At 73.8% G+C, this 12,938-nt stretch carries 9 protein-coding genes; 5 read left to right on the top strand and 4 right to left on the bottom strand.

Annotated features, from left to right (window positions below):
• Positions 1-36 precede the first annotated feature (36 nt).
• Complete coding sequence (locus tag AB0F89_RS26900; RefSeq protein WP_367128391.1) at positions 37-426, top strand: ATP-binding protein; 390 nt, start codon at positions 37-39, stop codon at positions 424-426.
• 61 nt (positions 427-487) lie between these two features.
• On the opposite strand, the gene AB0F89_RS26905 is transcribed toward AB0F89_RS26900, so the two are convergent.
• Positions 488-1,489 carry an alpha/beta hydrolase gene (locus AB0F89_RS26905; RefSeq protein ID WP_367128392.1) on the bottom strand — a complete coding sequence of 334 codons (1,002 nt, stop codon included), beginning with the start codon at positions 1,487-1,489 and terminating at the stop codon, positions 488-490.
• 58 nt (positions 1,490-1,547) lie between these two features.
• Entirely contained in the window at positions 1,548-2,891 is a 1,344-nt protein-coding gene (locus tag AB0F89_RS26910; RefSeq protein WP_367128393.1) for a cytochrome P450, read from the bottom strand.
• A gap of 180 nt (positions 2,892-3,071) precedes the next feature.
• Here AB0F89_RS26910 and AB0F89_RS26915 point away from each other — a divergent pair, with 180 nt between their 5' ends.
• Together AB0F89_RS26915 and AB0F89_RS26920 are read left to right on the top strand one after the other, a co-directional pair.
• Positions 3,072-3,914 carry an SAM-dependent methyltransferase gene (locus tag AB0F89_RS26915; protein ID WP_367128394.1) on the top strand — a complete coding sequence of 281 codons (843 nt, stop codon included), beginning with the start codon at positions 3,072-3,074 and terminating at the stop codon, positions 3,912-3,914.
• Positions 3,914-6,016 carry a putative bifunctional diguanylate cyclase/phosphodiesterase gene (locus AB0F89_RS26920; RefSeq protein WP_367128395.1) on the top strand — a complete coding sequence of 701 codons (2,103 nt, stop codon included), beginning with the start codon at positions 3,914-3,916 and terminating at the stop codon, positions 6,014-6,016. The genes AB0F89_RS26915 and AB0F89_RS26920 overlap by 1 nt, the downstream gene beginning before the upstream one ends.
• Before the next feature lie 87 nt (positions 6,017-6,103).
• Here AB0F89_RS26920 and AB0F89_RS26925 read toward each other — a convergent pair whose 3' ends face one another.
• Positions 6,104-8,179, bottom strand: a complete 2,076-nt coding sequence (locus tag AB0F89_RS26925) for a glycosyl hydrolase (protein ID WP_367128396.1) — start codon at positions 8,177-8,179, stop codon at positions 6,104-6,106.
• A gap of 156 nt (positions 8,180-8,335) precedes the next feature.
• On the bottom strand, positions 8,336-9,241 hold the full coding sequence (locus AB0F89_RS26930) for an SDR family NAD(P)-dependent oxidoreductase (protein WP_367128397.1): 906 nt from the start codon (positions 9,239-9,241) through the stop codon (positions 8,336-8,338).
• 77 nt (positions 9,242-9,318) lie between these two features.
• Between AB0F89_RS26930 and AB0F89_RS26935 the strand changes: the two genes are divergently transcribed.
• Entirely contained in the window at positions 9,319-9,915 is a 597-nt protein-coding gene (locus AB0F89_RS26935; RefSeq protein WP_367128398.1) for a TetR/AcrR family transcriptional regulator, read from the top strand.
• Between the two features lie 43 nt (positions 9,916-9,958).
• Positions 9,959-12,937, top strand: coding sequence for an AAA family ATPase (locus tag AB0F89_RS26940; RefSeq protein WP_367128399.1), 2,979 nt, complete (start codon positions 9,959-9,961; stop codon positions 12,935-12,937).
• Position 12,938 lies beyond the last annotated feature (1 nt).

The following is a 12,938-nucleotide window of genomic DNA, read 5'->3' on the forward strand; positions in this document are numbered from 1 at the left end:
GCGCCTTGAGAAAACAGGGTGTCGGAGGAGCGTGTCATGAACATGGTGGACCTGCCTGACGACGGGCTCGACCTGGAGTTGGGCGGCGTCTCCTCGCCGGACGGTGTCGACGGCTGGGTGCGGCAGGTGGCGCACGGGGTGGACGGTCGACGCGTCGACGACCTCGTGCTGATCGTCGCCGAACTGGTCGCCAACGCACGGGCGCACGCCGCGGGTCCTTGGCGGATGCGGCTGTACCGCGTGGACGACCGCGGTGTCGTGCGGGTCGAGGTGGAGGACCGCAGTCCGAGCCTGCTGCCCGTGCTGGGCCGGGCCGACGACCCGTCGGGCGGCGGGTTGCTGCTGGTCAACCGGTTGTCCGTGCACTGGGGGTTCGACCGGAAGGAAGACCGCAAGGCGGTGTGGGCCGAGGTGCCGGTGGACTGACGGCAACCTCGGGGCGAGGGTGGTGCGGGGCCCGCGGCGCGTGCGGGCCCCGCACCGCCGGTCAGCGCCCGACCTCCTCGGAAACCCAGGAGGCGACCGCCGAGTAGTAGTCCCGCGCGTTCGGGGCGAGGTTGATCGAGTGGCCGTACTCGGGCAGCACGTAGGCCCGCAGTGGCGCGCGGAAGTACGGGGCCTCGGCCGCGTGCAGGGTCTCGGAGGTCGAGCAGTCCGTGGCGAGCAGGCCGCAGACCGCCGCGTCCCGCTCGCCCACGACCGTCATCACCGGCACGTTGAGCAGCAGGCTGTACGGCAGCAGCACGGCGACGCCGAGCCCGTCGGCGGCCTCGGTCGGCGAGAACACGTCCTTGGTGGACTCCTCGATCGCCATGACGTCCGGCAGGAGCCGGCCGGGCGCGTGGAAGCTCGCGTACCGGGTGCCCGGCGCGGTGGTCAGGTAGCCCAGCGGGTGCAGCAGGCCGAACTTCGGGTCGAGGTTGGCGGGGCGGAAGTTCGCGAACGCCGCCGCCACGCCGACCGGGTTGACCCGGTGCGTCATGCCGGTCAGCAGCACGCCGTCCACGTCCTGGTAGGTGCCCGCCTCCACGACGCCGATCGCCGCGCCGAGCGAGTGGCCGCCGATGACGACCCGGCTGAACCTCGGCCCGTACTCGCCGGACCGCAGGCCGCGCACCACCTGGTGCATGGCGTCGGCCTGGACGAACGCGGTCAGCGCGACCGCCAACGGCCGCGAGCTGCGACCGGTGCCGAGCCGGTCGACGGCGAGGGTCGCGAACCCGGCCGCGTTCTGCGCGGCGCGGAAGGAGTGCCTGCCGTCCGGGAAGTCCCAGTAGGAGCTGTTGTAGGTGGCGCCCGGGATGAGCACCTGGACGGTGGCGGCGCCGGACGCGGGCGTGCACAGGGTTCCGTGCACGACCTCGCGGTGACCGAGGACGGTCACCGGCGCGTCGACGTCGCGACACGTGGCGTCGGCCGAGGCGGACGCGGACGTGAGCGATGCCGCCACCACGAGCGCCACCAGGCCGGCGGCGAGTGAGTACCGCAAGAAGGACGACCTCCATCGTGTGTTGATCTCGTGTGCCGGGCGGAGCCGCGGGGCGCGGTCAGCGCGAGCGGACCACCACCGGCATCCGGTTCGGGTAGAGCAGGCCGTTCACCTTGGGCCGCACCGGTTTCCCGGGCACCGGCACGAGCCGCGCGCGGGCGGCGACGGTGGCGGCGACGATCGCGATCTCGACGTGCGCGAACGCGTGTCCCGGGCAGTGGTGCAGGCCGCCGGCGAACGGCACGTAGGCGCCCTTGGGCAGGGCGGCGGCGCGTTCGGGCAGCCACCGGTCGGGGTCGAAGCGGTCCGGGTCGTCGTAGTAGCGCGGGTCGTGGTGCAGCGCGTGCGGGCTGAAGCCGACCTCGGCGCCCGCGGGCACCCGCACGCCGCCCAGCGACACCTCGGTGTTGGCGCGCCGCAACGTGATCCACAGCGGGTACCGGCGCAGCACCTCGGTGATCACGCGTTGCAGGTACGGCAGCCGGCGGACGTCGCCGATCGTCGCGGCCCGACCGCCCAGCACCTCGTCCACCTCGGCGTGCACCCGCCGCTCGACCGCCGGGTTGGCGGCCAGCTCGTGGAACAACCAGGCCAGCGCGATGCCGGTGGTCTCGGTGCCCGCGGTGAGCAGGGTGACCACCTCGTCGCGGAGCTGCCGCCGGTCCATCGCCGCGCCGGTCTCGTCGCGCGCGTTCAGCAGCACCGACAGCAGGTCGTCCCGGTCGCCGCGGGCGCCGTCGACCACGTCGTCCACCACCCGGTGCACGTGCGCGACGGCCCGGTCGAAGCGGCGGTTCGCCGGGATCGGCAGCTTCTCCAGCCCGGCGGGCGACAGCGCGCGGACCACGCCGAGCCTGATCAGCGTCGGCGTGTGCTCGCGGATGCCGGCGCTCACCGCCGGGCCGAAGTCGGCGGAGAACATCGTGCGGCCGACCACCGAGATCGCCAGGTCCTGCATCACCCCGTCCAGTGACAGGATTTGTCCATCCCGCCAGGAATTCGCCAGGTCGGCGGCCAGTTCGGTCATCGTCTCCGAATAGCGGGTCAGCGGGCCCCGGTGGAACGCGGGCTGGATCATCCGGCGTTGTCTGCGATAAAAGTCACCATTGGTGCTGACCAGCCCGTTCCCGAAGGCGCGGCGCAGTTTGTCGACGAAGACGCCCTTGTCGAACTTGTCCGTCTCGTCGGTGAGGACCTGGTGCGCCAGTTCGGCGGTGGTCACGAAGTACAGCGGCAGTCTGCCCAGGTAGAGCCGCACGACCGGGCCGCCGGACCGCAGGTTCGCGGTAAACGCGAGACGTTCTCGCAACAGTGCGACGGTGTGCCCGAGCAGGGGTAATCGACCCGGAACCGCGGGCGCCGCGGATTCGCCGTCGGCGCCGGTTCCCGGACTGGCGGTCATGGGTGTCCGCTCCAGTTCCAGCAGGTGATTGACGGCGTGCACTCTATGCGCAGCCCGGACCCGGCGGGATCGCGCATTGGGGTTAAGTTGTCGGAAGTGCTGGTGCGCGCGGTGGCCAAGGGGTTGGATGTCATAGTTCTCCTCGACCCCCGCCGAAATCCCGAATTCCCGGAGTGCGCCATGAGCGACCTGGACTGGGTACCCGCAGGCATCGACGTCACCGTGCCGAGCGTGGCCAGGACATACGACTACCTGCTCGGCGGCGCGCACAACCTCGCCGTCGACCGCGCGATGGGCGACCAGATGATGTCGGTGCTGCCCGGGGCGCGCGCACTGGTCCGGCTGAACCGGGCCTTCCTGCGCCGGGCGGTCACCCACCTCGCCGAGCGCGGTGTCCGGCAGTTCCTCGACATCGGCTCGGGCATACCCACCGTCGGCAACGTGCACGAGATCGCCCGGGTCGCCGCGCCGGGCTGCCGGGTGGTCTACGTCGACAAGGACCCGGTGGCGATCGCGCACAGCACCCTCCTGCTCGCCGACGACCCCGACACCTCCGCCGTGCAGGCGGACCTGCGCGACCCGGAGGACGTGCTGAGCCGGCCCGAGGTCACCGACCTGCTGGACTTCGACCAGCCGATCGCCCTGCTGCTGCTGCTGGTGGTGCACTTCGTCCGGCCCGAGGAGGAGCCGGGCCGGCTGCTCGCCCGCTACCGGGACCGGCTCGCGCCGGGCAGCTTCATGGTGATCTCGCACGCCACCGCGGACGACCGCGCCGAGACCATGCGCCGCGCCGCGGACACCGTGCGGGAGAGCAGGTCGAAGGACAACCTGGTGTACCGCACGCACGCCGAGGTGACGGAGCTGTTCGACGGTTACGAGCTGGTCGAGCCGGGCGTGGTCGGGCACGCGCTGTGGCGGCCGGGCGGCGCGGGCGACATCGCGGACCAGGCCGAGGACAACACACAGGTGTGGGCGGGTGTGGGGCGCAAGCCGGGACCGGCGTCGGTGACCGGGGGCCGGTGATGACCGCCGCGCTGCCCCGGGACGCGGACGGGTTGCGCGCCCGCACCAAGCTCGCGAAGAAGTGGGCCTACCTGCTCAGCTCGCGGGCGTTCGTCCCGATGCCGACCGCCGAGCTGGAGCGGCGGCTGCTCGGGCTGGTGGAACGGCTCTGCGCCGGCGTGCTGACCGAGTCGCTGGCGCAGCGCGCCGGTCGGGAGGTCGGCGACGCGCTGGTCGCCCTGAACTGCACCACGTCCGAGGCGTTGCAGACGTCGGTGGAGGTGGTGGGCAAGGGCCTGCTCGGCATGGGTTCGCTCGCGCCGGCGGACCGGCTGCGGGAGCGCGTGGTCGACGTGATCGCCGCGCTCGCGGCCGGGTTCGCCGACCGGATCCGGGCGTCCACCCTGGACCAGCAGGAGCAGCTGGGCCGCTCGCTGTACAAGGCGATGCGCGAGGCGCAGATCGAGCTGCAGCACAGCGAGGCCAGGTTCGAGCTGCTGGAGCACCACCTGTCGGCGGGCATCGCGACCGTCGACCCGGACGGCGCGCTGGTGCGGTCGAACGGCGCGCTGGCCCGGATCGTGGACCGGCCCGCCGCCGAGCTGGCCGGGCTGTCGCTGTTCGAGCTGGCGCACCCGGACGAGCGGGTCGCGCTGCGGGCCGACTTCACCCGGCTCGCCGAGGCGGGCGGCACCACGTCGACCACCCAGCCGCGCCAGTTGCTGCGCGCCGACGGCGAACCGGCCTGGGTGGTGCTCACGCTGGCGCCGCTGCGCCGGCTGGAGGGCCCGGGCCAGGTGATCGTGCTCGCCGAGGACGCCACGGACGTCAACCTGCTGCAGGGCCAGCTCAACCACCAGGCGCTGCACGACGTGCTGACCAGGCTGCCGAACCGGCAGTACTTCACCAGCAGGCTGGAGCAGGCGCTGCGCACGGCCGACCCCGGCACCGGCGTCAGCGTGTTCCACCTCGACCTCGACGGCTTCTCGCGGATCACCGGCGGGCTCGGCCGCGAGGTCGGCGACCACGTGCTGAAGGTCGTCGCCGGGCGGCTGGAGGCGGTGGTCGCCGGCGAGAGGGCGATGGTGGCCCGGTTCGGCCACGACGAGTTCGCGATCCTGGTGGAGAACGGGCCGACCACGCCGGACGTGGTGACGATGATCCGGCGGATCAACGACCTGCTGTCCGCGCCGTTCCGCTCCGGCGGCGAGCGGGTGGCGGTGTCGGCGACGATCGGCGTGGTGCACCGGCCCTCGCGGGACGCCGCGCCGGCCACCCTGCTCGACTCGGCCGACCTGACGCTGCGCCGCGCCCGGGGCAACGGGCGCAGGCAGTGGGAGCTGGCCGACCGGGCGCAGGACGGTCGCGACCGGCGCGCGTTCAGCCTGGCCGCGACCATGGCGGGCGCGTGGGAGAGCGGCGAGGTGCGGGTGCGGTACCGGCCGGTGGTGCGGCTGGCCGACGAGTGGGTCGAGTCGGCCGAGGCGGTGCTGCGGTGGGACCACCCGGTGCTCGGCTCGCTGCCGCACGAGCAGTGCCTGGCGCTGGCCGAGGACACCGGGCTGATCGTGCCGCTGGGCACGTGGGCGCTGCGCGTCGCGTGCGAGCAGGCTCGGGCGTGGCGGCGCGAGCTGCGCCGGGACGTGCCGGTGCGGTGGGCGTTGACGCCGAGCCAGGCGGCGGACCCGGACCTGCACGGCGTGGTGCGGGACGTGCTGTCCGGCACCGGGCTGCCGCCCGCGTCGCTGCGGCTCGGCGTGCCCGGTCAGGTGCTGTTCGGCGACCGCGGCGAGGCGACCGACAACCTGCGGTACCTGGCGGAGGACGGGGTCGGCGTCGAGCTGGACGACTTCACCGCCGCGCCGCACGACCTGGTGCGGTTGCTGGACGGCGTGCCGGTGCGGGCGGTGCGGGTGGCGCAGTCCCCCGCCGCCAGGCCCGGCTCCGCGGTGGCGGGAGCGCTGGCCGCCGTGCTGGCGGTGGTGCGCGACGCCGGCATCGGGCTGACCGTCGCCGGGGTCGCGACCACCGAGGAAGCCCGGTGGTGGCGGGAGGTGGGTGCGGACACCGCGTCCGGTCCCCTGTTCGCCCCCGCCGGTCCACCGGACGTGATCACCCGGTAGCGCGAGCCGACGCACGCGCTGCCGGGGAGCTTTCGGGCGGTTCCCCGACGGCGCGTGCGGGCGCCGCCGGGGAACCGTCCGTTGTGATCACCCGATAGCGCAAGTCAGCGCAGGCGCTGTCGGGGAGCCGTGCGACAGGTAGCCGAAGGTGGTGCTCTCCCCCGGCTTCACCGCCGCGTTCCAGGGCGCGTTCGTCGCCGTCGCGGTCGTGCCGTCGGCGGTGATGGTCGCGCCCCAGGCGTGCCGGACGCCCTGGCCGGCGGCGAGCGGCCAGCTCACCTGCCAGCCGGCGGACGGCGAGTTCTCCTGGTGCCGCACGGTGATCTCGACGTGGTGCCCGGTGCCCCACTGCGCGACCACGCGCATCGTCGCCGTGCAGTCGCCCTTGGTCGTCTTGAACGCGGGCAGCTCGTCCAGCGTGATCACGTCGGCGTGGTCGTACACGCGTTGCACGAAGTCGCGCGGGTTGGTCACGCCGTCCTGGATGAACGAGCCGGACCAGGTGACGAACCAGCTCCAGCGGGCCTCGTAGGCGCGCACCAGGTCCGGGTCCGGGATGGAGCCGACCTCGCCCAGCGCCACCAGCTTGCGGTCGCCGCCCAGCTCGACCAGCCGCTCGTACGGTCCGATGACCGGGCCGTGGTCGCCCTGCGGCGGGTAGGAGTCCATGCTGACGACGTCGACCACGTCGTCACCGGGGTACCAGTCGGGCGAGATCGAGTTCCACACCCAGATGAGGTTGTGCAGGCCGTGGTGGCCGACCAGCCGCTGGTGCAGCAGCCGGTACAGCTCCTTGGCCGGGCCGGGCCCCTTGGCGCCCCACCAGAACCAGCCGCCCTCGGCCTCGTGCAGCGGTCGCCACAGCACCGGCACCTTCGCGTCGGCCAGGCGCTTGAGCTGCACCGCGATGGCGTCCATGTCCCGGATCAGCAGCCGGTAGTCGGTCGAAGCGGGGTCGGCCAGCGCGGCGGCCAGGTCGAACGTGGTCGCGTCGGTGTAGAAGCCGCGCCACCACTCCTTGCCCGGCTGGTCGATCAGGCCGCTCGGCGCGTTCCAGTGCCAGGCCATCGTGACCACCCCGCCGCGCCGGTCGTAGGCGATGGCGTGGTCGACGTCCTGGCCGACGGTGCCGCGCTCGACCCGGCTCGGCGAGTAGTCCATGAGGTCGTAGCCGCCGACGGCGGGCGCCTTGCCGGTGTTCTGCTCGACCCAGTCGATGCTCGTCTGGTCCTGCTGGCCGGACAGCGTGGTCCTGCCGTGGTTCCTGGCGAGGTAGCGCATCAGGCCCTTGGCCTCGGTGGTGGCGGCCGGGTCGGTGAGCGCGCCGGTGACCTGGTGCGGGCCGCGCGGCGCGCTGGGCGTCACCTTGATCGCGTCGATCAGGTACCAGCCCCAGTTGTTGGTGATGGTGACCGTGTTGTCGCCCTCGCGCAGCAGCACCTTGCCCGCCGGGATGGAGGTGAACGTCGGGTGCTCGGGGAAGGAGACGTCGCCGAGGCCCGCGCCGTTGAGCGACAGCGACGCCGTCTTCGGGCCGTACGGGGTGGCGTAGAGGATCGTCAGGTCGTGCAGGCCGCCGGGGCTGTCCGGGATGGTGATGGTGACGTGGTCCGTGCCGGTGTCGAAGCCCGCGACGTAACCCCGGCCGGAGAAGCCGGCCACGCTCGACTCGACCACGACGCCGTCGAGCTGACCGTCCTCGGCCTCGTGCACGCCCGGCGCGGACGGCGCGCTGGGCGCGACCTTGATCGCGTCGATCAGGTACCAGCCCCAGCCGGTGGTGAAGGTGACCGTGTTGTCGCCCTCGGCCAGCACCAGCTTCGCGCCGGTGGCCTCGGTGAACCCGGCGCTCTCGGCCAGCGCCACCTCGCCCACGGACGTGCCGTTGAGGGACACGGCGGTGTGCTTGGGGCCGTTGGGGGCGGCATAGCGGACGGTGAGGTCGTGCAGGCCGCCCGGGCTGTCCGGGATCGTGACGGTGACGTGGTCGGTCGCCTCGTCGAAGCCGCCGACGTAGCCGGAGCCGGAGAAGCCCTCGACGGCGGTCTCCACCACGACGCCGGACAGCACGCCGTCCTCGGCCTCGATCCACTCGCCCGGCGCGGCGACCGCCGTCGGGGCGAGCCCCAGCGCTATCAGCGAGACGAGCAGCAGCAACCTCACGTCGTCATGTCCCTTCACCGCCGTTGGCACGGGGAGCGCGCGCCCCCTCGTTTTCTGGGAGCGCTCCCAGGAGCATAAGGGGCGCGGCTCCCACGACAAAGGAGTTGTTGGTCGGCAAATCCACCGGATCCCCGAACCGACGGCGGTGGCGACAGGTCAGCGGCGCCGCTCCGCGGTCAGGCCGCACAGCTCGTCGGCCACGGCCCACAACTCCTCTTCGCGCCGCTCGTCGTAGGACTCGGGCGACGACGGGACCACCTCGCCGCGGCTGATGTACGACCCGCTGTCGCCGGGGCGCGGTCCCACCACCGCCTCGGCCAGCAGCCGACCGGCCTTGGCCTTGCCGGTGACGGTCGGCAGGACGCGCAGCGCGGCGCCGACGACGCCGAACACGGCCTGGCCGACCCGGCCCGCGTCGCGCGCCAGCCCCGTGCCGGGCACCAGGCCGGGGTTGTAGGAGTAGACGTCCACGCCCTCGGGCAGCCGGCGCCGGAGGGCGTGCACGAGGTAGATCACGCCGAGCTTGCTGGTCGCGTACGCGCGCCGGCCCGCGACGCCGGTGCCCTCCTCCCCCGGCCTGGCCAGGTCGCGCGGGTCGGTCCAGCGGGGCGGCGGGACCAGGCCCATGCTGTTGTGCGCGCTGTCGTGCACGTCGCTGGCGACCACGACGATCCGCGCCGGGTCGGCGAACCGCGGCCGGAGCAGGTTCAGCAGCAGGTGGTAGGCCAGCACGTTCACGCCGAAGGTCATCTCGAAGCCGTCGGCGGTCACCTTGCGGGTCGACGCCATCTGCAGGCCCGCGTTGCCCAGGAACCCGTCGAGCGGCCCCTCCACCTCGGCCCCCTCCGCCTCGACTGCGGCGCGGCGGACGTCGGCGAACGACGCCAGGTCGCACACCACCTCGGAGACGTTGCCGTTGCCGGTGGCGCGGGTCAGCTCGGCGGCCAGGCCGGGCCTGCGGTTGAACACCAGCAGGTGGCGGTCCGGGTGGTGGCGCAGCAGGTGCTCGGCGGCCTGGCGGCCCAGACCCCGACTCGCGCCCGTCATCAACGTCGTGCCCATGGTCGCTCCTGGTACTTGGTTCAAAGTGGTACTCAGTACCGTACAGAACTTCGTACCGGGCCGCTATGCTGGACCGCATGCCGGAACGGATGCCGCTGCGCGAGCGCAAGCAACAGCGCGCTCGGGAGCAGATCGTGCGGGCGGCGTTCTCGCTGTTCGCCGAACGCGGGTTCGCCGACGTGACGGTGACCGACATCGCCGAGCGGGCCGAGGTCGGGCGCACCACGTTCTTCCGCTACTTCGGCGACAAGCAGGAGGTCGCCTTCTCCGACGAGCAGGCGCTGGTCGAGGGCCTGACCGCGCGGCACCGCGCGCTGCCGCCGGTGCACGACCTGGCCGGGGCGGTGGCGCAGTTGCGGGCGGTCGTGGTCGACCTGTGCCACGAGCTGACCGCTGACGGCGAGCACTACCGGGCGCACGAACGGCTGCTGCGCGACAACCCCGAGCTGCGCGACCGGGCCGCGCGGAAGTTCGCCAGGCTGACCGGGTCGATCCGCGACAACCTGCTCGACCGCGGCACGCCCGCCGAGGTGGCCGCGCTCGCGCCGCAGGTCGCGCTGGCCTGCTACGCCGCGGGCAGCGGGTTGGCGGGCGGCGATCCGGCGGCGCTGCCCGGCGCGGTGGACGCCGCCTTCGCACACCTGAGCGAACTCGGCACGCCCCGGATCGCCTGAACGCCACGATTCTGTCGGACCGGTGCGTTAGGTTTTCCCCGTCATGCGACTCATCGGACGTGATCACCCGGTCGGCGTGCTGCGCGCGGAGATCGACCGCGCCACGGGCAGCCACGGCGGGCTGGTCCTGGTCGCGGGCGAGGCCGGGATCGGCAAGACCACCCTGGTGACCGGGGCGGCCGAGCAGGCGCGGCGGCAGGGCGCGCTGGTGCTCGGCGGCTCGTGCTGGGACTCCGACAGCGCGCCCGGCTACTGGCCGTGGGTCCAGGTGCTGCGGGCGTTGCGCCGGGCCGTCAGCGAGCGCGAGTGGGCCGCCCTCGACCAGGGGCCGCTGGCGGTGCTGCTGGGCGAGGCGCCGTCGCAGCACCCGCCGGAGAGCTTCCCGCTGTACGACGCGGTGACGACGGCGCTGGTGGCCGTGTCGCACCACCGGCCGGTGGTGGTCGTGCTGGAGGACCTGCACTGGGCCGACCCGGCGTCGGTGAAGCTGCTGGAGTTCGCCGCGCAGCACACCTGGTTCGAGCGGGTGCTGCTGGTGGGCACCTACCGCGACACCGAGGTCGACGCCGAGGACCACCCGCTGCGGCCGTTGATGACGCCGTTGCTGGGCCGGGCCGCCACGGTCGCGCTGACCGGGCTGGGTCCCGTCGAGGTGGGCGAGCTGATGGCCCGCACGGCGGGTCGCGAGCCGGACGCCGACCTGGTCGCCGAGGTGCACCTGCGCACCGGCGGCAACCCGTTCTTCGTGGAGCAGACCGCCCGGCTGTGGCACGGCGGCGGGCCGGTCACCGCGATCGCGCCCGGTGTGCGCGACGCGTTGCGGCGGCGGTTGTCGCTGCTGCCCGCCCAGGTCGGCGAGCTGCTGACGGCGGCGGCCGTGCTCGGGCACGAGTTCCACCGCCGGGTGCTGGCCGCGACGACGTCGTTGCCGGTGCCCGCGGTGGACCGGTTGCTCGACCAGGCCGCGCAGGCGCGGCTGGTGCTGGGGCTGGGCGGCGGCCGGTTCGCCTTCACCCACGACCTGGTGCGCGAGACCCTGTACGCGTCGCTGTCCGATGTGGACGCCCGGCACGCGGCGGTGGTGCGCGCGGTGGACGGCGACCTGCTGCTGCCGGTGGACCTGGCCCGGCACGCGCACCTGGCCGGTGACGAGCTGCCCGCCGACCGGGCGGTGGACCTGATCGTGGCCGCGGCCCGCGACGCGAGCCGGCGGATGGCGGTCGAGGAGGCCGCCGGGCACTACCGGCGGGCGCTGGAGCGCGCCGAGGGGACCAAGCGGCGGATCGCGATCGAGCTGGAGCTGGGCAACGAGCTGTACCACTGCGCCGAACCCGCCGAGGCGCAGCGGATCTTCGCGGAGGCGGCGGCGCAGGCGCGCGGGCTGGCCGACCCGGAGCCGTTCGCCAGGGTGGCTCTGGCGGTCTACCGGTTCGCCGAGGACGAGGGTTCGGCCGCCGCGGTGGTGCGGGAGGCGTACGCCCGGCTGATCGGGCCGCCGCCGGACCTGCCGACCGAGGTGTTGGCGCGGGAGATGAGCCTGCGGGCCACCGAGGCGGCGCGGGGCGGTGGCGACGACGACGCGTTGACCTCGGGCCTGTGGGCCACGCACGACACGACCGTCGGCATCGCGGGCGCCGAGCAGCGGCTGGCGCTGACCGACGAGCTGATCACCGTGTCGCGGCGCAACGGCGACCACACCACCGAGCACTTCGCCGCCTCGTTCCGGTGGGTGGCGCTGCTGGAGCTGGGCGACCCGCGCTACCTCGACCAGCTGCACGCGTTCGTGGCGCTGTCGGAACGGCTCGGCGTGAGCCGGTTCAACTTCTCGGCGGCCATCGACCAGTCCATCATCGCCACCGCGCAGGGCCGGTTCGCCGAGGCCGAGGCGCTGCTGGCCAGGGCGACCGAGCTGGGCGCGGACAACCACGTCGGGTTCCGGATGATGTACCTGCACCTGAGGTGGGCGCTGCTGCTGCCGCAGGGCCGGTTCGCCGAGCTGGACGAGCTGGCGCCGGAGATCGCCGCGAGCACCTACCCCTACCCGCGCCTGCTGGCCGGTCTGACCGCGCTCGAACGCGGCGACGTGGCGACCGCGCGGCTCCACGCCGACCCGCCGGTCCCCGACGACCGCTTCCAGCACGCGTTCGAGCCGCTGTGGCTGCGGTTCCAGGCGCAGCTCGCCCACGCGACCGGTGACCGGGACCTGGCGGCGCGGGTGCGCGAGGAGCTGGCGCCGCACCGGGGCAGGTGGCTGGTGTCGATGTACGGGTGCGACGTCGGCGGCCCGGTGGACCTGTGGCTGGGCCTGGTGGACCTGGTGCTCGGCCGGTGCGACGAGGCGGTCGAGGAGCTGACCGCCGCGCGGTGGTCGGCCGAGCGGATGCGGACCCCGCCGTGGCTGTCACGGGTGAGCGGGCACCTGGCGGAGGCGTTGCGCGCGCAGGGCGTCCCGGCGGAGGCGGTGTCCGCGCAGCTCGGCGGCGCGACGCCCGACGACCGGCCCACCGCCGAGTTCCGCCGTGACGGCGAGGTGTGGGCGCTGTCCTACGGCGGTGTCACGGTCCGGGTGCCGGACTCGAAGGGGCTGCGCGACCTGCACGTGCTGCTGGGCAACCCGGGCGAGCCGGTGGCCGCGGTGTCGCTGCTCGCGCCGGAGGCGGTGGCCTCGGCGCGACTGGGCGGTGACCCGGTGCTGGACGACGAGGCCAAGGCCCGCTACCGGCGGCGGTTGGCGCAGCTGGACGACGAGATCGACCACGCCCCCGACGACGACCGCGCCGCCGCCCTCGACCGCGAGCGCGAAGCGCTGCTGGAGGAGCTGCGCGCCGCCGCCGGCCTGGCCGGTCGCACCCGGAGGCTCGGCGACGAGGCCGAACGCGCCCGCAAGGCGGTCACCGCCCGGATCCGCGACACCCTCCGGAAGCTGGCCGACCGCCACCCCGGTCTCGCGGCCCACCTGAGGGAGACCGTGTCGACCGGGGCGACGTGCACCTACTCGGGTCACGAGCGGTTCCGGCTCTGAC

The organism is Saccharothrix sp. HUAS TT1, from assembly GCF_040744945.1.
Taxonomy (GTDB): Bacteria; Actinomycetota; Actinomycetes; order Mycobacteriales; family Pseudonocardiaceae; genus Actinosynnema.